General features: G+C 73.5%; 16 protein-coding genes and 1 pseudogene. 10 read left to right on the top strand and 7 right to left on the bottom strand.

The genetic code is table 11. The features are described from left to right. Positions 1 to 90: 90 nt before the first annotated feature. Both ACWD01_RS19485 and ACWD01_RS19480 read right to left on the bottom strand, forming a co-directional pair. The gene (locus ACWD01_RS19485; protein WP_451163391.1) at positions 91 to 771 is read right to left on the bottom strand and encodes a GDSL-type esterase/lipase family protein; all 681 of its coding nucleotides are present in this window, start codon (positions 769 to 771) and stop codon (positions 91 to 93) included. An 89-nt stretch (positions 772 to 860) separates the two neighbouring features. Beyond that, positions 861 to 1,460, bottom strand: coding sequence for a TetR family transcriptional regulator (locus tag ACWD01_RS19480; protein WP_451163389.1), 600 nt, complete (start codon positions 1,458 to 1,460; stop codon positions 861 to 863). Between the two features lie 119 nt (positions 1,461 to 1,579). Here ACWD01_RS19480 and ACWD01_RS19475 point away from each other — a divergent pair, with 119 nt between their 5' ends. Then, positions 1,580 to 2,422, top strand: coding sequence for a class I SAM-dependent methyltransferase (locus ACWD01_RS19475; protein ID WP_451163387.1), 843 nt, complete (start codon positions 1,580 to 1,582; stop codon positions 2,420 to 2,422). 60 nt (positions 2,423 to 2,482) lie between these two features. Next, positions 2,483 to 3,460 (top strand): WD40 repeat domain-containing protein, encoded by a 978-nt coding sequence (locus ACWD01_RS19470; protein ID WP_451163385.1) that lies wholly within the window; start codon positions 2,483 to 2,485, stop codon positions 3,458 to 3,460. Positions 3,461 to 3,490: 30 nt separating this feature from the next. Here the strand turns inward: ACWD01_RS19470 and ACWD01_RS19465 are convergent, their stop codons facing one another. Continuing rightward, the gene (locus ACWD01_RS19465) at positions 3,491 to 4,258 is read right to left on the bottom strand and encodes a TetR/AcrR family transcriptional regulator (protein WP_451163383.1); all 768 of its coding nucleotides are present in this window, start codon (positions 4,256 to 4,258) and stop codon (positions 3,491 to 3,493) included. 122 nt (positions 4,259 to 4,380) lie between these two features. Between ACWD01_RS19465 and ACWD01_RS19460 the strand changes: the two genes are divergently transcribed. Continuing rightward, complete coding sequence (locus tag ACWD01_RS19460) at positions 4,381 to 5,325, top strand: ATP-binding cassette domain-containing protein (RefSeq protein WP_451163493.1); 945 nt, start codon at positions 4,381 to 4,383, stop codon at positions 5,323 to 5,325. Further along, the gene (locus ACWD01_RS19455) at positions 5,322 to 6,194 is read left to right on the top strand and encodes an ABC transporter permease (RefSeq protein WP_451163381.1); all 873 of its coding nucleotides are present in this window, start codon (positions 5,322 to 5,324) and stop codon (positions 6,192 to 6,194) included. Before ACWD01_RS19460 ends, ACWD01_RS19455 begins: the two co-directional genes overlap by 4 nt. Before the next feature lie 8 nt (positions 6,195 to 6,202). On the opposite strand, the gene ACWD01_RS19450 is transcribed toward ACWD01_RS19455, so the two are convergent. The 3 genes from ACWD01_RS19450 to ACWD01_RS19440 all read right to left on the bottom strand — a co-directional run bounded on the left by ACWD01_RS19450 (position 6,203) and on the right by ACWD01_RS19440 (position 8,813). Next, a complete protein-coding gene (locus tag ACWD01_RS19450; RefSeq protein WP_451163379.1) occupies positions 6,203 to 6,820 on the bottom strand; it encodes a Uma2 family endonuclease in 618 nt (205 codons plus the stop codon). Positions 6,821 to 6,973: 153 nt separating this feature from the next. After that, the gene (serC, locus tag ACWD01_RS19445) at positions 6,974 to 8,092 is read right to left on the bottom strand and encodes a phosphoserine transaminase (protein WP_451163377.1); all 1,119 of its coding nucleotides are present in this window, start codon (positions 8,090 to 8,092) and stop codon (positions 6,974 to 6,976) included. Between the two features lie 109 nt (positions 8,093 to 8,201). Then, the gene (locus ACWD01_RS19440; protein WP_451163375.1) at positions 8,202 to 8,813 is read right to left on the bottom strand and encodes a GTP-binding protein; all 612 of its coding nucleotides are present in this window, start codon (positions 8,811 to 8,813) and stop codon (positions 8,202 to 8,204) included. A 231-nt stretch (positions 8,814 to 9,044) separates the two neighbouring features. Here ACWD01_RS19440 and ACWD01_RS19435 point away from each other — a divergent pair. Together ACWD01_RS19435 and ACWD01_RS19430 are read left to right on the top strand one after the other, a co-directional pair. Then, positions 9,045 to 11,986 (top strand): annotated as a pseudogene (locus tag ACWD01_RS19435) (FAD-binding and (Fe-S)-binding domain-containing protein). Positions 11,987 to 12,037: 51 nt separating this feature from the next. Next, positions 12,038 to 12,385: a hypothetical protein gene (locus ACWD01_RS19430; RefSeq protein WP_451163373.1), complete on the top strand. Its 348-nt coding sequence runs from the start codon at positions 12,038 to 12,040 to the stop codon at positions 12,383 to 12,385. Here ACWD01_RS19430 and ACWD01_RS19425 read toward each other — a convergent pair. Beyond that, complete coding sequence (locus ACWD01_RS19425; RefSeq protein ID WP_451163371.1) at positions 12,343 to 13,200, bottom strand: LysR family transcriptional regulator; 858 nt, start codon at positions 13,198 to 13,200, stop codon at positions 12,343 to 12,345. The two genes, ACWD01_RS19430 and ACWD01_RS19425, sit on opposite strands and share 43 nt — an antisense overlap. Before the next feature lie 145 nt (positions 13,201 to 13,345). Between ACWD01_RS19425 and ACWD01_RS19420 the strand changes: the two genes are divergently transcribed. From ACWD01_RS19420 to ACWD01_RS19405, 4 genes are all read left to right on the top strand, one after another. After that, positions 13,346 to 14,332: an EamA family transporter gene (locus ACWD01_RS19420; protein WP_451163369.1), complete on the top strand. Its 987-nt coding sequence runs from the start codon at positions 13,346 to 13,348 to the stop codon at positions 14,330 to 14,332. Positions 14,333 to 14,635: 303 nt separating this feature from the next. Beyond that, positions 14,636 to 15,499, top strand: coding sequence for a TIGR03084 family metal-binding protein (locus ACWD01_RS19415; protein ID WP_451163367.1), 864 nt, complete (start codon positions 14,636 to 14,638; stop codon positions 15,497 to 15,499). Between the two features lie 89 nt (positions 15,500 to 15,588). Continuing rightward, positions 15,589 to 17,262: an acyclic terpene utilization AtuA family protein gene (locus tag ACWD01_RS19410; RefSeq protein WP_451163491.1), complete on the top strand. Its 1,674-nt coding sequence runs from the start codon at positions 15,589 to 15,591 to the stop codon at positions 17,260 to 17,262. Further along, entirely contained in the window at positions 17,259 to 18,857 is a 1,599-nt protein-coding gene (locus ACWD01_RS19405; protein ID WP_451163365.1) for an acyl-CoA carboxylase subunit beta, read from the top strand. Before ACWD01_RS19410 ends, ACWD01_RS19405 begins: the two co-directional genes overlap by 4 nt. Positions 18,858 to 18,861: the final 4 nt, after the last annotated feature.

Genomic DNA, 18,861 nt, shown 5'->3' with positions numbered 1-18,861 from the left:
TGGTGCCGGGCAGTAAGCACAGGCCCGGGACGGTAAGGACGGACCCCCGTCCGTCACGTGGCGCCGGTCCGTCAGGTGGCGCCGGGTCCGTCAGGCGGCGGCGTACGCCCCGCCCAGCCCCCACGCCTGGTGCATCGCCGTCGCGAAGGCGGCCGCCAGTTTCGTCTCGCCCGTCGGGCCGGGGTGGGTGCCGTCGTAGGTGTCGGCGTGGATGTCGTACGACGGCGGGTGCGAGGCGAGCAGGATCGGGGACGTGGGGGTGTCCAGGTCGGCGACCGTCTTGGCGAGGAGCACGTTGAAGCGGTCGCACTCGGCGGCGAACGGCGCGTCGGACTCGGCGCGGATGTTCGGGATGACCGGGAGCAGGACCATCCGGACGTGCGGGTTGGCGTGGCGGGCCTCGGTGATGAAGGTGCGGGCGTTCGCCGCGGTCTGGTCGCTGTTCGTGTAGAAGCCGAGGTCTATCAGCCCGAGCGAGACCAGCAGGACGTCGGCCCGTTCCGCGGCGACCGTCTCGCGGATCACGGGCGCCATGTGCAGCCAGCCCTCGCCCCAGCCGGCGAGGTGCCGGCGGGCGTCCGCCGGGAAGTCCGGGTCGGCGTAGGCGTGGGACACGGGGGCGTTCGCGGCGATGTCGTACAGCGCGCGGCGCGGGCCGACGATCTCGAAGGGCACGCCGGTGGAGACGAGGTGCTGCCACATGCGGTAGCGCCAGCTGTGTTCGCCGGCGCTCCCGATGGTCATGGAATCGCCGACGAACAGAAAGCGCATGGCCGCAATCATGACCGAACCCGCTGGTAACCCGGCACCTGTCGGCGATGTGAGTCCGGCCACTGAGTGCGGGCAGGGCGGTGGGCAGGTCAGGACCCGTCGGTACCGGTCAGTGCCGGGATCAGCCGCCGGACCTGCTCGCGCGGATCGGGTGCCGCCGAGGACCACGTCGTCATCAGCAGATGGTGGACCGTGCCGACGAGCGCGAGGGCGACGGCCTCCGCGTCCAGGTCGTCGGCGACCCGGCCGGTGTCCTGCTCGGCGCGCAGATAGCCGACGACCGACTCCTGCACGGCGGCGAACCCCGGCGCTCCGGCGACCATCGCGTCGCGGAAGCGGAGCGCGGCGCCGGGCCGGGTGAGGGCCAGGGCGGAGACGGCCGGGCCGGTGGAGTCGAGCAGGACGGAGGCGACGGCCATCAGGTTGCCGGTGACCGTGTCCCGGCCCGCCCGGCCGGGGAGCTCCGCCGCGAGCGCGGCCGTGCGGGCGAACCGGTCCAGGACCAGTTCCGCGACGAACTCGTCCAGCCCGCCCGGGAAGTGGGCGTGCAGCAGGCCCTTCGAGCAGTCCGCCTCGTCGGTGACCGCCCTGCTGGTCACGGCACCGGGACCGCCGCGGGCCACGACTCGTTCGGCCGCCGCGAAGAGGCGCTCGCGGGCATCAGGGACGGCTACTCCACGGGGTGACATTCGGGACCTTCCGGGCTGCTGGGATACGGGACGGGCTGTGTCGCGGTGGACAGTATGGGCAAACGCCCATACTGTTTGGGCGTACGCCCATTCTATCCGTCGCGTCCGGAGGCACCGCCATGGCCCACATTGTGAACACCGAGCAGGAGCAGGCGTGGAACGGCTACGAGGGCACCCACTGGGCCCGTAACCAGGACCGCTGGGACGCCATCAACGAGGGCTTCAACGACGCCCTCCTCACCGCCGCCGCCATCCGGCCCGCGGACGCGGTCCTCGACATCGGCTGCGGCGCCGGCGCCACCACCCGGCTCGCCGCCCGCCGCGCACCGGACGGCCGCGCCACCGGCGTGGACCTGTCCCGCCCGATGCTCGAACGCGCCCGTGCGACCGCGCACGCCGAGGGCGTCGGAAACGTGACCTTCGAGCACGGCGACGCCCAGGTCCACCCGCTGGCGGGGCGCGGCTTCGACGTCGTGCTCAGCCGCTTCGGCGTGATGTTCTTCGGCGACCCGGAGGCCGCGTTCGCCAACATCGCCGGCGGGCTGCGCCCCGGCGGCCGGGCGGCGTTCGTCGTCGCGGCGGACGGCGGGGGCAACGAGTGGATCCAGGCGCTGTCCGGCCTGCGCGACCTGCTCCCGCTGGGCGGCTTCGGCGCCGCCGACGGCCCCGGCATGTTCTCCCTGGCCGACCCGGACCGGGTCCGCGAGGTCCTGACGGCGGGCGGGTTCACCGGCATCGGGATCGAGCGGGCGGAGGCGTACGGCAGGTGGGGGCGGGACGCGGAGGACGCCACCGCGTTCCTCATGGGGACCGGTCCCGGCCGCCACCTGCTGGGCCAGGTCGACGAGGCGACGGGCGAGCGGGCCCGGCGCGCGCTGGCGGACATCCTGCGCGGGTACGAGCGGGACGGCGCGGTCCGGCTCCGCAGCGTCGCCTGGCTGGTCACCGCAGAGCGCCCGTAGGGGCCGGCCACCCAGGGCACTCCCGTAAAGGCCGGTCGCCGGAGGTGGCAGGCTTGGGGCATGCGTTCGCTTCCGTACGTCACCGGCCTCGCGGCCGTCCTCGTGCTGGCCGCCGCCGTGCCCGCGGCCGCCGAAGAGCACTCCGGCTTCACGATCAAGGACCCGCGGATCACCGAGTCCTCCGGTCTCGCCGCGAGCCGGGCGCACCCGGGGATCTACTGGACGCACAACGACCAGGACCAGCCGCGGATCTTCGCCGTCGACTCGAAGACGGGCGAGACGGTGGCGACGATCATCCTGCGGGGCGTCGGGCAGCCCAGGGACATGGAGGCGGTCTCCGTGGGGCCCGACGGCGCCGTCTACGTCGGCGACATCGGCGACAACCTCGACGGCAGCTGGGACCACGTCTGGATCTACCGCTTCCCCGAGCCGAAGCAACTGCGCGACCAGACCGTGGACGCCACGCAGTTCGACGTGAAGTACGCCGACGGGGCGCGCAACGCCGAGGCGCTGATGGTGCATCCGAAGACCGGGCGCGTCTACATCGCGTCGAAGAACGAGGACGGCGGCGGCCTCTACGAAGGCCCGGCCACATTGAAGACCGGGCAGACCAACGTCTTCCGGCGGATCGGGGAGGTGCCGTGGGTGACCGACGGCGCGTTCTCGCCGGACGGCAAGCAGCTCGTACTTCGCTCGTACTTCAGCGCCCGCGGGTACGCCTGGGAGGACGGCCGCCTCGGCGCCGACCACCGGGTGCGCGGCCCGATCCAGGGGCAGTCGGAGTCGGTGACGTACACGCTGGACGGCACGACGCTGCTGTTCGGTACGGAGGGGGAGCGCAGCCCCGTCGAGCCGGTGGCGGTCGAGAGCGGCGGCGGGGGCGGGGGCGGCGGGGCCGAGGAGGGCGCGAAGCCCGGCGGTTCGGGCGAGGGAGAGGCTGCCGGGGGCGACGGGAAGGGCGGCGCCACCAGGTACGGGCTGCTGATCCTGGGCGGCGCCGGGCTGTTGGTGCTGGCGCTGCGCAGGCGCCGTAACTGAGGGGCGTCCGGTTCGCCCCGCAGGCGTCGACTACGGCGCGTCCGCGGCCCGTTCGCGTACCAGCTTCTCGAAGCCGTCGATCAGACGGTCGAGACCGAAGGCGAAGTGGTCGAAGTCCGAGCCGAACGCGTCCTCCGACAGGGTCGCGAGCCGCGGGTAGTCGCCCGTCGCCATCGCCCGTTCCAGGAAGGGCTCCTGGCTCCGCCAGAACTCGGCGTCGCTCTGCCCGGTCTGCTTCGCGGCCTCCGCGGCCTCCAGTTCCATACGGGCGATGCCGGAGACGAAGCTCTGCACGGCGATGATCACCGAGATCAGTTCGGGGTCGCGCAGGCCCATGCCGTGCAGGTCGGTCAGTGACAGCTCCAGGCCGCGTACGGCGCCGGGGCCGAGGACCGTGCGGGACTGGTTGACCTTCAGCAGCCACGGGTGCGCGCGGTGCAGCGCGAGATGCGCGCCGGCCATCTTCCGGACCCCGTCGCGCCAGTCGGCGCCCTCGGGAGCGGGCTCCTGGCCGCCGAGCAGTTCGCCGGTGATCCGGTCGAGCATCAGGTCGAGCAGTTCGCTCTTGCCGGGGACGTACCGGTAGAGGGACATCGTGCCGGTGCCGAGCTCGGTGGAGAGGCGGCGCATCGACACCGCGGCGAGGCCCTCCGCGTCGGCGATCTCCACGGCGGCGGTGACGATCCGGTCGAGGGTGAGCCCCGGCCGGGGGCCGCGCGAGGGCCGTTCACCGGTGCCCCAGAGCAGCTCGAGGCTGCGCCGGATGTCGCCGCTGCCACTCGTCTCCGTCGTCGTCATGGCTTCACCTTAATCCCGCACCTGGAAACTGAGTACGGTGTACCCTTATCTGGGTACGGTGTACTCGGTTGTCGTGACAGGGGTCGCGGTGTGAAGGGGCGGACGTGGACGCATACGCAGTGATGGCCGAAGGGCTCGAGAAGCGGTACGGGGACAAACGCGCCCTCGCCGGTTTCGACCTGGCCGTGGAGAGAGGAACCGTGCACGGCCTCCTCGGGCCGAACGGTGCAGGGAAGACCACCGCCGTACGGGTCCTCGCGACCCTGCTGCGGTTCGACGGCGGCCGGGCGCGGGTAGCCGGGGTCGACGTCCGGCGCGCTCCGCGGCAGGTGCGCCGCCGGATCGGCCTCACCGGCCAGTACGCCGCGGTCGACGAGGTGCTCACCGGGCGGCAGAACCTGGAGATGTTCGGCCGCCTCTTCCACCTCGGCGGCCGGCGCGCGGCGCAGCGGGCCGGTGAACTGCTGGAGCAGTTCGACCTGGTGGAGGCGGGCGACCAGGGCGCCGGCAAGTACAGCGGCGGTATGCGGCGCCGGCTCGACCTCGCCGCGTCGATGATCCTCGCGCCCGACGTGCTGTTCCTCGACGAGCCGACGACCGGACTCGACCCGCGATCGCGCGGCGAGGTGTGGGAGGCGGTGCGCCGGCTCGTCGCGGGCGGCACGACCGTGCTGCTCACCACCCAGTACCTGGAGGAGGCCGACCGGCTCGCCTCCCGCATCACCGTCATCGACCAGGGCCGCGCCATCGCCGACGACACCCCCGACGGGCTGAAGAACCGGGTCGGCGGCGACCGTATCGAGGTCGTCGCCCGCGAGGCCGCCGACCTGCCGGCCATCGCCGGGACCGTGGCGTCGGTCGCCGGCACCGACCCGGCGACCGACGCCCTCGAACGCCGGGTCCACGCGCCGGTGACCGACCGGGTGGCGGCGCTCACCGAGGTGGCGTGCAACCTCCAGGACGCCGGGATCGCCGTGGAGGACATCGGACTGCGCAGGCCGAGCCTGGACGACGTGTTCCTGCGCCTGACCGGACACGGCACACGGACGACGGAGGAAGCGGCATGAGCACGACGGATGTCAAGGACGCGCCGGCCGGGACCGTCGCGACGGCGCCCGCGACGGACCTGAGCCCGGACGACCGGCACGGCCGCGCCTACTGGGCGGTGGCCGACTGCTGGAACGTGGTCCGGCGGGGCCTGACCCACTACCAGCGCCAGCCGGTCCTGATCGCCTGGCAGCTCGGCTTCCCGATCCTCTCCGTACTGCTCTACGGATACGTCTTCGGCGGCGCGATGAAGTCACCCGAAGGCGGCAGCGTCCGGGACTTCCTGATGCCGGGCATGTTCGCCATGACGATGGCCTTCGGTTTCATGAACACGGCGATGGCCGTGGTCACCGACGCCTCCAAGGGCGTCATCGACCGCTTCCGCTCGATGCCGATGGCACCCTCGGCCGTCGTCACCGGACGCGGGGTCAACGACCTGATCATCGCCTGCGCCGAGCTGACGATCCTGGCCGCGACCGCCTTCGCGATGGGCTGGCGCACGGACACCGGGATCGCCGCGTCGGCGGCCGCGTTCGGACTGCTGCTGCTTCTGCGGTTCTGCCTGATCTGGGTCGGCATCCTGCTCGGCCTGCTCGTCCCCAGCACGGAGGCGGCCGGCGGCCTCTACGCGGTGGCCTTCCCGCTCACCATGATCTCCAGCGTCTTCGTGCCGCCGTCGACCATGCCGGACTGGCTCGGCACGATCGCCGCATGGAACCCGATCTCCTCGACGGCCGCGGCGGCCCGCGAGCTGTTCGGCAACCCGGTGGCGAGCGACGGCAGCTGGATCCAGGAGCACTCACTGCTGATGGCGGTCGTGTGGCCGCTCGTCGTCACGGCGGTCTTCGCACCCCTGGCGGTCCGCCGGTTCCAGCGGCTCAGCCGCTGACAGACCGGTCAGGCGTTGGGCTTGCCGGTCCTCAGCAACTCGGCGGCGTCCAAAGTGACCACGGCGCCGAGGGACTCGGGGAGGGTGAGCTGTTGGCCGGCGGCGTAGATCTCGTGGCGGGCGTAATCGCTGGCCACGGGCTTGGTCAGTACGTGCACGCGCATGTGGTGCCGATTGACGATCACGTAGACCGGAATGTCGGCGTCGGCGTATGCGGCGACCTTCGTTCGCAAGTCCTGGTTGTAGTTGCTGGACGTGACCTCCAGAACCATGCGGAACACCACGGGGTCGTAGCAGTTGTTCTCGACCAGGTGCTCGCCTGCGTCGGCATCCGTCACCGCCAGGTCGGGAATCGCGTAGTCCTCGGGTCCGCCCGGTAGCCACACCCCGACTCCCTGCAGGACCTTGGTCTCTGTCGCCGGTCCGTGAAGACCTGCTGCGGCCATGCGCAGAACGAGGTCGGTAAGTACATCGGCGTGCGGCAGGTCCGGGGGCGGGGTCGCGGTGAGGATGCCTCCGATGATCTCGACGCGGTGGCCGGGAAGCTGCTCCATGAGGCGGTTGGCCTCTTCGAGCAGCGTCGGCGGCTCGCCGTCACAGGGGTGCTCGACTGCTGCGGCAGACATGCGGGCCTCCTGGTGGCTGGTGTCGAGAACATCATCGTAGGACGCCGGGTACCCAGGCGTCCGTAAGGCGGATCGTCACACCGTCGAGCGATCATGCGTGCGGGGCGCCGACCCTTCGGTCGGCGCCCCGCATGTCCGCTTACGAGCTCGCGGTCACAGCTTCTCGATCACGTAGTCGACGCAGGCCGTCAGGGCCTCGACGTCCGACGGGTCGATCGCCGGGAACATCGCCACGCGGAGCTGGTTGCGGCCCAGCTTGCGGTACGGCTCGGTGTCGACGATGCCGTTGGCGCGCAGCGCCTTGGCGACCGCCGCGGCGTCGATCTCGTCGGCGAAGTCGATCGTGCCGATGACCTGCGAGCGCTTCGCCGGGTCGACGACGAACGGGGTCGCGTACTTGGACGCCTCCGCCCAGCCGTACAGGGTGCGCGAGGAGGTGGCGGTGCGGCGCACGGACCAGTCCAGGCCGCCCTGGCCGTTGATCCACTTCAGCTGGTCGTTCAGCAGGAAGAGGGTCGCCAGCGCCGGGGTGTTGTACGTCTGGTTCTTCAGCGAGTTGTCGATCGCCGTCGGGAGGGAGAAGAACTCCGGGACGTGACGGCCCGAGCCGTGGACGCGCGCGGCGCGCTCCAGGGCGGCGGGGGAGAACACGCCGATCCACAGGCCGCCGTCGGAGGCGAAGGACTTCTGCGGGGCGAAGTAGTAGACGTCCGTCTGCGTGATGTCGACCGGCAGGCCGCCCGCGCCGGAGGTGGCGTCCACCAGGACCAGCGCGCCGTCGTCCGCGCCGTCGACCCGCTGGATCGGGGCGGCGACGCCGGTGGAGGTCTCGTTGTGGGTGAAGGCGTAGACGTCGACGCCCACCTCCGCCCGCGGGTCCGGGTGGGTGCCCGGGTCCGAGGAGACGACGGTCGGCTCGGCCAGCCACGGCGCCTGCTTGGCGGCCTTGGCGAACTTGGAGGAGAACTCGCCGAACGACAGGTGCTGGGACTTGTTCTCGATCAGGCCGTGCGTCGCCACGTCCCAGAAGGCGGTGGAGCCGCCGTTGCCCAGGATCACCTCGTAGCCCTCGGGGAGGGAGAACAGCTCGCGCACGCCGTCGCGGACCTCGCCGACCAGGTTCTTGACCGGGGCCTGGCGGTGCGACGTACCGAGGAGAGAGGTGCCGGTGGCGGCCAGCGCGTCGAGCGCCTCCGTACGCACCTTGGAGGGGCCCGCGCCGAAACGGCCGTCGGCGGGCTTGATGTCAGCGGGAATCTGGATATCAGCCACGTTCCGGAGCGTATACCGCCCCGGCCGCCGGACGGGGACACGGTCCGGCGGCTGAGACGGCGTCGTGGTCCCGACGGCGGCGCCGCGCACGGCAGGCACGCCCCGCTGGTCAGGAGCCGTGGACCGGCCCCAGCGTGCCCAGATGGTCCACCAGCGCGATCAGTACGAACTTGCTGGACGAGTGGTCCCTCGCGTCGAACTCGACCAGCGGCACGCCCGGCGACAGGCCCAGCGCGTCGCGGATCTCGTCCGCGGAGCGGAACGGGCCGCCGAAGTCGTTGACGGCGACGATGAACGGCGTGCCGCGCCGCTGGAGCCGGTCGATCGCGTACCAGGCGTCGGCGACCGCGCGGGTGTCGACGAGGACGACCGCGCCGGTGGTGCCGGAGAGCAGGCGGTCCCACAGAAAGCGGAAACGTTCCTGTCCCGGTGTCCCGAAGAGATACAGCACCCGCTGTTCATCGATCGTGATGCGGCCGAAGTCGAGGGCGACCGTGGTCGCCGTCTTGGCGGGGACCCGCGCGCAGGCGTCGTCCACCAGGGAGTCCGCGCTCATGGCCTCGTCCGTGTGCAGCGGACGTATCTCGCTGACGGAGCGCACCATCGTGGACCGGCCGGCGCCGAAACCGCCGACGACGGCGATCTTCAGCGCGCCGGCGGCGGCCGGACGGGACTCGGCCACGCCTTTTCCGGGGGTCGCCCGGGGAGTGGCGCGGGTCATCGGTTCTTGGCGGTGCCGGTCATCGAGTGGTGCCTTCCGGGGTGACGGGGGGCGCAACTGGAGCCGCCGTTCTTCGGCGAAGTCGTCGACACTATAGGAGGGCTGACGATCAGTTGGGGATGGCCGTGGCGCTTCTCTCCCGACACGGGGGCCCGGGCCGCGCACACAATGTGTGCGAGTGGCACGTTTCCTGCCGGTGCGGGGACCGGTGCAGCCGTCATCCTGGGTCGCATGGTTGAACACACCAGGGATACGAGCGAACTGGCCCGCGCGCTCAAGGCCGCCGTCGGCGGTGACGTCGACTTCTCGGCCGCCGCCCGGGCCCTGACGACCATGGACGCCTCCAACTACCGGCGCGTCCCGGTCGGCGTCGTCGCCCCCCGCGACGCCGACGACGTCGCCGCGGCCCTCGACGTGTGCCGGCGGCACGGCGTCCCGGTCGTGCCGCGCGGCGGCGGCACCTCCATCGCCGGGCAGGCCACCGGCACCGGCGTCGTCCTGGACTTCACCCGCCACATGAACCGGGTCCTCGACGTCGACCCGGACGCCCGGACCGCGCGCGTGCAGCCCGGCGTCGTACTGGACCGGCTCCAGCGGGCCGTACGCGGCCACGGCATGGTCTTCGGCCCCGACCCGTCGACGCACAGCCGCTGCACCCTCGGCGGGATGATCGGCAACAACGCGTGCGGCTCCCACTCGGTCGCCTGGGGGACGACGGCCGACAACGTCCGCGACCTGTCGGTGGTCACCTACGCGGGCGTCCGCCACCGGCTCGCCCGGGGCCTGGAGCCCGGCGGCGGCCCGCCCGGCCTGGCCGACCTCGTCGAACGCCACCTCGCCCTGCTGCGCACCGGCTACCCCGACGGCCTGCCGCGCCGTATCTCGGGCTACGCGCTGGACGCCCTGCTGCCGGAGAAGGGCGCCGACCTCGCCCGCGCCTTCTGCGGCAGCGAGGGCACGCTCGCCGTCCTGACGGAGGCGACCGTACGGCTCGTGGACGCGCCGGCCGCCCGGGCGCTCGCCGTCCTCGGCTACGCCGACGAGAGCGCCGCCGCCGAGGCCGCCGCCGGACTGCTGCCGCTCGGCCCGCTGACCGTCGAGGGCATGGCGGAGGACCTGGTGCCCGCCGGACACGGCCTGCCGCGCGGCCGGGCCTGGCTGTTCGTCGAGACCGGCGGCGCCACTGCCGCGGAGGCCACGGACCGGGCGCGGCGGATCGTACGGGCGGCCGACGCCCTGGACGGCACGGTCGTCGGCGACCCGGCCGCCGTACGGGCCCTGTGGCGGATCCGGGAGGACGCCTCCGGCACCGCGACCCGGACGCCCGACGGCGGCGAGGCCTGGCCCGGCTGGGAGGACTGCGCCGTGCCGCCCGCCCGCCTCGGCGGCTATCTGCGCGACTTCCGTGCCCTGCTCGCCGAGCACGGGCTGCGGGGCACCCCGTACGGGCACTTCGGGGACGGCTGCATCCATGTCCGCATCGACTTCGACCTGCTGACACCGGACGGCGTCCGCCGCTTCCGCGCGTTCTCCGAGCAGGTCGCCTCGCTCGTCGTCGCGCACGGCGGCTCGCTGTCCGGCGAGCACGGCGACGGGCAGGCCCGCGCCGAACTGCTGCCGAAGATGTACGGGGACGAACTGGTCGCCCTTTTCAGCCGCTTCAAGGACCTGTGGGACCCGGCGGGCGGCATGAACCCGGGGATGCTGGTCCGCCCGGACCCGCTGGACGCGAATCTGCGCTTTGCCGTACTGCCCGCCGAGCCCGTGGACGTCGCCTTCGGCTACCCGCACGACGGCGGCGACTTCGCCGGCGCCGTGCGCCGCTGTGTGGGCGTCGCCAAGTGCCGTACCGAGAGCGCCGTGGCGGGCGGCGGCGTGATGTGCCCGTCGTACCGGGCGACCGGCGAGGAGCAGCACTCCACCCGCGGCCGGGCGCGGCTGCTGCACGAGATGCTGGCCGGCGAGATCGTCACCGACGGCTGGCGCTCGGCCGAGGTGCGCGACGCACTCGACCTGTGCCTGTCCTGCAAGGGGTGCCGGCGCGACTGCCCCGTCGGCGTCGACATGGCCACGTACAAGGCCGAGTTCCTGCACCACCACTACGCCGGCCGGCGTAGTGGTGGTGCAGGAACCACCACTACGCCGGCCGGCGCCGGCCCGCCGCCCACTACGCCATGGGACGCCTCCCGCAGTGGCTGCGCGCCGCCGCGCCCTGGGCGGGGGCCGTCAACGCCCTCGCCCGGGTGCGGCCGCTGGCCGCGCTCGCCAAGCGGTCCGGCGGCATCGCGCCGCAGCGGGACCTGCCCCGGCTGGCGCCCGAGACGTTCCGCCGCTGGCTGCGCGGGCACCTGGGCGGCCGGGCGCAGGTGCTGGAGAGCGGCCGCAGCGCCGTGCTGTGGCCCGACACGTTCACCGACCACCTCACGCCGTCCGTCGGCCGGGCGGCCGTACGGGTCATGGAGGCGGCGGGCGTTGGGATCGCCGTGCCGCCGGGGCGGGTCTGCTGCGGGCTCACCTACGTCTCGACGGGCCAGCTCGGCCTGGCGCGCAAGGTCATGCGGCGCACGCTCGACGTCGTCGAGCCGCTGCTCGAACTCGGCGTGCCCGTCGCCGTACTGGAACCCAGCTGCGCCGCCACCCTCCGGACCGACCTGCCCGAGCTGCTGGGCGACGACCCGAGGGCGCACCGGCTCGCGGCGTCCGTGCGGACCTTCGCGCAGACGCTGGAGGAGTGCGCGCCCGACTGGCGGCCGCCGCGGATCGACCGGCCGGTGGCGGGCCAGACCCACTGCCACCAGCACGCCGTGCTCGGCGACGGGGCGGAACGCCGGCTGCGGGAGCGGGCGGGTCTGACGGGCGAGCTGAGCGGCGGCTGCTGCGGCCTCGCGGGCAACTTCGGGTTCGAACGCGGCCACTACGAGGTGTCGGTGGCCTGCGCGGAGGACGAACTGCTGCCCGCCGTACGCACGGCCGCCGCCGGCGCCGAACTCCTGGCGGACGGCTTCTCCTGCCGCACCCAGCTCGACCAGCTCGCCGGCCGCCGGGCCCGGCACCTGGCGGAAGTGCTGGCGCAGGCGCTCGGGGAGGGGCGCCCGGCGGAAGTCGGGGCCGAGGGCTCGGGGGGCTCGGCGGAAGGCGGGGCGGGAGGCTCGGGGGGCCTGCACGGCGGGTGACACACGGCGTCCGGCAGGATGGGCGCCGACCACGCGGGAAGGGCGGATGCCATGCGGGGGATCGTCGGGCGGACCGACATCGTGAGTCTGCTGGCACGGGCGGGCACGGTGCTCCTCGCCGCCGCCCTCGTGGCCCAGTTGCTGGTGTCCGCGATCGCGGTGGACCCGGTGGACGCGGCGGCGGACAAGGGCCTCGGCTCGTTCGTCGTCTCCCTGCTGCGGGGCAGCTCCGCCGGCGCGTTCGGCGCGTCGCTCTGCGTCGCCGCGGTACTGCTGCTGATCGTGGCGGTACGGGGCGCCCGTATCGTCTGGCGGCGCCTGGTGGCCGCGGCCGCTCGGCGCCGTGACCGGAGGGCTCAGCCGGACGCGGCCACCGAGCGGGCCAGCGCCACCAGGTGACGGACCGCCGGGTGCGGGGACGAGCTGCGCCAGGCGAGGTGGACGGGGACGCGCGGGGCGTCTGACAGCGGGCGGTAGGTGACGCCGCGGTGCGCGTGCATCTGGGCGGTGGAGGCGACCGACGCGCCCACGCCGCGGCCGGCGGCGATCGCCGTCAGCCAGTCGTCCGTGTTGGCGACGGTGACGGTGGCCGTGGGCCGGATGTCCGCGGGCCACAGGTCCAGGGTGGTCAGGCCGGAGACGGTGTTCAGGACGACCGGGCCGGCCGCGAGGTCCGCCAGGGTCAGTGAGGCGCGGGCGGCCAGCGGGTCGTCCGACGGGACAGCCGCGACGCGGGGCTCCGTGAACAGCAGCTCGGTGGCCACCCCGGCGATGTTCACGGGGCCGCGCAGCACGGCGGCGTCGACCTCGCCGCGGGCGAGCCCCGCCGTGCGGTCGTCGATCCTCAGCAGTTCGAGCGCCGTGTCCGGGTGCTCGGTACGCCAGCGGCGCAGCAGCGGCGTCGTGTACGGGCCGAGGGCCGACCAGGCGTGACCGAGCCGCAGCGGCCGGTGCGGAAGCCGTCCCGTGTCCAGTGCTTCGTCGAAGGCGGTGACGGCGACGGCGGCCCGGTCGCGGAAGGCCCGGCCCTCCGCGGTGAGTTCGAGATGGTGCGTCGAGCGATCCACCAGCCGGACGGCGAGGTGCTGTTCGAGGGCGGCGAGCGCGCGGGAGACGCTGGGTTGGGTGAGGCCGAGGCGGGCCGCGGCCCGGGTCACGCTCGACTCCTCCGCGATGGCGAGGAAACAGCGGAGATGACGCAGCTCGATGCTCATACGTCCGGAGCATAACCGCAGCGAGAATCGCATTTCACGCGCATCGTTCCGGTCCGTAGCGTGGGGAGGACGACGGGCCCGCCGGTGACGGTCGGGCGCAGGGACCGGTGACGGCCGGGGTGACGAGCGGTTCAGGGAGGCTGGGGTGGAGGACGCGCAGTCCGCGGGCGCGGGCACCGGCGGCGGTGCGCAGGCCGGTGCCGCGGCGGTCGTGCTGCCGGAGGCGGCGGGTGCGGCGGCCCGTGCGCCCGGGGACGGGACCGGACCGCCCTCCGGCGTACGGCGCTCGCTCGGGCCGGTCGCCCTCGTCGTCGCGGGCGGACTGTCCGTGCAGTTCGGGGCGGCCGTCGCCGTGCTGCTGATGCCGCGGGCCGGAGCGCTCGGCGTCGTCACGCTGCGGCTGGTGCTGGCGGCCCTCGTGCTGTTCGCGATCTGCCGGCCGCGGCTGCGCGGCCACTCCCGTGCGGACTGGGCCACCGTGGTCACGTTCGGCGCCGTCATGGGCGGTATGAACATGCTCTTCTACCAGGCGGTGGACCGTATCCCGCTCGGCGCGGCCGTCACCCTCGAGGTGCTCGGCCCCCTCGCCCTGTCCGTGATCGCCTCCCGGCGGCTGGTGAACCTGCTGTGGGCGGGGCTCGCGCTCGGCGGCGTCGTGCTGCTCAGCGGGGGCGGCTTCGAGCGGCTGGACCCGGTCGGCGCCGCGTTCGCCGTGGCCGCCGGCGGGATGTGGGCGGCGTACATCATCTTCAGCGCCCGCACCGGGCGGCGTTTTCCGCAGGCGGACGGGCTGGCGCTGGCGATGGGCTTCGGCGCGCTGCTGAGTCTGCCCTTCGGGCTGGTGGAGGCCGGGTCGCGGCTGATCGTGCCGTCGACGCTGGGGCTGGGGCTCGCGGTGGCGCTGATGTCGTCGGTGCTGCCGTACACCCTGGAGCTGCTGGCGCTGCGCAGGCTGCCCGCGGCGACGTTCGCGGTGCTGATGAGCCTGGAACCGGCGATCGCCGCGGCCGCCGGATTCCTGGTGCTGCACCAGGCGCTCTCGCCGTCCGAGGGGCTGGCGATCCTGCTGGTCGTCGTGGCGAGCATGGGGGCGGTGCGCACACAGGCGGCGAAGCGGCCCGTACCCGGGTGAGGTGGCCGCCGGGGTGCGGGGCGAGCAGTTGACCGGGCGGACGTGAGCCGTCCGCCCGGAGCGGGGGAGTGGGGGCGCTCCTCAACGGTGCGGTGGGGGCCGGGGGCGCCGCAACAGCCCTCGGGGGGAACCACTCGTGCGGTTCAAAGAGAATCAATTCTGCGGCCGGATGCGGCTTGACCTGTGCAGAAGCGTGATCAATAGTTTCCGGCCCCGGTAAATCAAAGCAAGCATGCTTGCTTGTTTCTTGGGGGGCTGCCATGCTCCGGGGCACACACCGCCGTGCCACAGGGGGAGCGTCCCGTGTCCGACCCGGCCGTCGTACTCGACGACTTGCGCAGCGAAAGCCACGACCTCGACCACCTCGTCAGTGAGCTGACCCCCGGGCAATGGGCGGCCGCGACACCGGCCGAGGGCTGGACCGTCGCCCACCAGATCGCCCACCTCGCCTGGACCGACGCGGTCGCACTCGTCGCCGTCACGGACCCCGCGGGCTTCAGCGCCGAGGCGGAGAAGGCGCTCGCCGCGCCGTACTCCTTCGTCGACGACGGCGCGGCCGAGGGTGCCGCGCTGCCGCCCGCCGAACTGCTCGCCCGCTGGCGCGAGGGCCGCGAACGGCTGCTGCGAGCGCTGCGCGAGGCCCCGCCCGGCAGCCGGTTCCCGTGGTTCGGCCCGCCGATGAGCACCGCGTCGATGGCGACCGCGCGGCTGATGGAGACCTGGGCCCACGGCCAGGACGTCGCCGACGCGCTCGGCACCGTCCGCACGCCCACCGCCCGGCTCGCCCAGATCGCCCGGATAGGCTTCCGCACCCGGGACTTCGCGTACGGGGTGAACGGCCTGACGCCGCCCGCCGAGCCGTTCCGCGTCGAACTCACCGGGCCGGACGGCGAGGTGTGGACCTACGGCCCCGAGGACGCCGCCCAGCGCGTCACCGGGCCCGCCCTCGACTTCGCCCTGCTCGTCACCCAGCGCGCCCACCGCGCCGACCTGGCCCTGCGGGCCGAGGGCGCGGACGCCGACCAGTGGCTGAACATCGCCCAGGCGTTCGCGGGGCCGCCGGGCAACGGCCGCGAGGCGGGCGGGGCCGCGTCGTCGGCGGGCGCCGCGTCCCCGGATGCCCCCGCCGGCACCGGTGCGCCCCTCCCCGACAGGGACCGGTCGTGACCGGCCCGTCCCGCGACGCGGCCGCGGCCGCGGAAGGCGCGCCCGCACCCGACCCGTACGCTCCCCACGCCCCCAACGCCACCGCCCCCCTGCGCGTCGGGAACGTGTCCGGGTTCTACGGGGACCGGTTCGGCGCCATGCGGGAGATGCTGACCGGAGGGCCGCTGGACGTGGTCACCGGGGACTATCTCGCCGAACTCACCATGCTCATCCTCGGCCGCGACCGGCTGAAGAACCCAGGCCTCGGCTACGCCAAGACGTTCCTGCGCCAACTCGAGGACACCCTCGGGCTCGCCCGCGACCGCGGTGTCCGCATCGTCGCCAACGCCGGCGGCCTCAACCCCGCCGGACTCGCCGACGCCGTAAGGGAACTGGCCGACCGCGTCGCCGTCCCCGTCCGCGTCGCACATGTCGAGGGCGACGACCTCACCGCCCGCTACCCCGGCGCGCTGACCGCCAACGCCTACCTCGGCGGCGCCGGGATCACCGCCTGCCTCGGCGCGGGCGCGGACGTCGTCGTCACCGGGCGCGTCACCGACGCGGCCCTCGTCAGCGGGGCGGCGGCCTGGCACTTCGGCTGGGGTCCGGAGGCGTACGACGAGCTCGCGGGCGCCGTCGTCGCCGGGCACGTCCTCGAATGCGGCGCCCAGGCCACCGGCGGCAACTACGCGTTCTTCGACGAACCCGGCCGCGACGTGCGCCGGCCCGGTTTCCCCGTCGCCGAGATCCACTCCGACGGCACCTCGGTCGTCACCAAGCACGACGGCACCGGCGGCTTCGTCGACATCGGCACCGTCACCGCCCAGTTGCTGTACGAGACGGGCGGTGCCCGGTACGCCGGGCCCGACGTGACCGCCCGGCTCGACACCGTACGCCTCGCCCCGGACGGCCCCGACCGCGTCAGGATCTCCGGGGTGCGCGGCGAGGCGCCGCCGCCCACGCTCAAGGTCGGCCTGTGCAGGCTCGGCGGCTGGCGCAACGAGGTCGTGTTCGTGCTGACCGGGCTCGGCATCGGGGCCAAGGCCCGGCTTGTGCGCGAACAGGTCGAGGACGCGCTCGCCCGGCAGCGGCCCGCCGAGGTCCGCTGGGAACTCGCCCGCACGGACCACGAGGACGCCGACACCGAGGAACGGGCCGCCGCCCTGCTGCGGCTCGTCGTGCGCGACCCGGACTCCGGCAAGGTCGGCAGGGCCGTCAGCAGCGCCGCGATCGAGCTGGCCCTCGGCAGCTACCCCGGCTTCCACGTCACCGCCCCGCCCGGCAAGGGCGCGCCGTACGGGGTGTTCGAGGCCGCGTACGCCGACGCCGGCGACGTCCCGCACACGGCCGTCCTGCCCGGCGGCCAGCGCGTCGCCGTCCCGTACCCGCGGCGCACCCGGGTCCTTCAGGACGCCGAACCGGGCACGCTGCCCGAGCCGCCGGAGCCCGGCCCGACGAGGCGCGCGCCCCTCGGCCTCGTCGCCGGCGCCCGCAGCGGCGACAAGGGCGGCGACGCGAACATCGGCGTCTGGGCCCGCAGCGACGCGGCCTGGCGCTGGCTCGCCCACGAACTGACCGTCGAGCGGCTGCGCGAACTCCTCCCGGAGACCGCGGAGCTGACGGTCGTACGGCACGTCCTGCCGAATCTGCGCGCCCTGAACTTCACGGTGGCCGGAATCCTCGGCGAAGGAGTCGCCGCGCAGGCCCGTTTCGACCCGCAGGGCAAGGCGCTGGGCGAGTGGCTGCGCGCCCGGCACGTCGACATCCCGGAGGGATTGTTGTGACCGTTCTCGGCTCGGCCGTCGATGTGACGAGCCCCGAATACGCCGCCCACCGGGCCGCGATGCTCGCCAGACTGGACGAACTGGACGGCGAGCACGCCAAGGCGCTCGCGGGCGGCGGAGACAAGTACGTCGACCGGCACCGGGGGCGCGGCAAACTGCTCGCCCGGGAACGCGTCGAGCTGCTGCTCGACCCGGACACGCCGTTCCTGGAGCTGTCCCCGCTCGCCGCCTGGGGCAGTGACTGTCCCGTCGGCGCGTCGATCGTGACCGGCATCGGTGTCGTCGAGGGCGTCGAGTGCCTGATCACCGCCAACGACCCGACCGTACGCGGCGGGGCCTCCAACCCGTGGACCCTGAAGAAGGCGCTGCGGGCCAACGAGATCGCGTACGCCAACCGGCTGCCGGTGATCTCCCTCGTGGAGTCCGGCGGCGCGGACCTGCCCTCCCAGAAGGAGATCTTCATCCCGGGCGGCGCGCTCTTCCGGGACCTGACCCGGCTCTCTGCCGCGGGCATCCCCACGATCGCGGTCGTCTTCGGCAACTCGACGGCCGGCGGCGCGTATGTGCCCGGCATGTCCGACCACACCGTCATGATCAAGGACAGGTCGAAGGTCTTCCTCGGCGGCCCGCCGCTGGTGAAGATGGCGACCGGCGAGGAGAGCGACGACGAGTCGCTCGGCGGCGCGGAGATGCACGCCCGCACCTCCGGTCTCGCCGACCACTTCGCGCTCGACGAGCCCGACGCGCTGCGCCGGGCCCGGCGGATCGTCGCCCGCCTCAACTGGCGCAAGGCGCAGACCGACCCGGTGCCGGCCGAGCCGCCCAAGTACGCGGCGGAGGAACTGCTCGGGATCGTGCCCGAGGACCTGAAGACCCCGTTCGACCCGCGCGAGGTGATCGCGCGGATCGTGGACGGCTCGGACTTCGACGAGTTCAAGCCGCTGTACGGCGCCAGCCTGACGACCGGCTGGGCGTCCCTGCACGGCTACCCGGTCGGCATCCTCGCGAACGCGCAGGGCGTGCTGTTCTCCGCCGAGTCGCAGAAGGCCGCCCAGTTCATCCAGCTCGCCAACCAGCGCGACGTACCGCTGCTGTTCCTGCACAACACCACCGGCTACATGGTCGGCAAGGAGTACGAGCAGGGCGGCATCATCAAGCACGGCGCGATGATGATCAACGCGGTGTCGAACAGCAGAGTGCCGCATCTGTCGGTGCTGATGGGCGCGTCGTACGGCGCCGGGCACTACGGCATGTGCGGCCGGGCCTACGACCCCCGCTTCCTGTTCGCCTGGCCCAGCGCCAAGTCGGCCGTCATGGGACCGCAGCAGCTCGCCGGCGTGCTGTCGATCGTCGCCCGCGCGTCGGCCGCCGCCAAGGGGCAGCCGTACGACGACGAGGCCGACGCCGGTCTGCGCGCGATGGTCGAGGCGCAGATCGAGTCCGAGTCCCTGCCGATGTTCCTGTCCGGGCGGCTCTACGACGACGGGATCATCGACCCCCGTGACACCCGGACCGTCCTCGGTCTGTGTCTGTCAGCGATCCACACGGCACCGGTCGAGGGCGCGCGCGGCGGCTTCGGCGTCTTCCGAATGTGAGGGG

This window comes from Streptomyces sp. NPDC002835, from assembly GCF_053591995.1.
The sequence above is the reverse complement of the archived record's forward strand: the minus strand, read 5'-3'. Positions and strand labels throughout refer to the sequence as shown.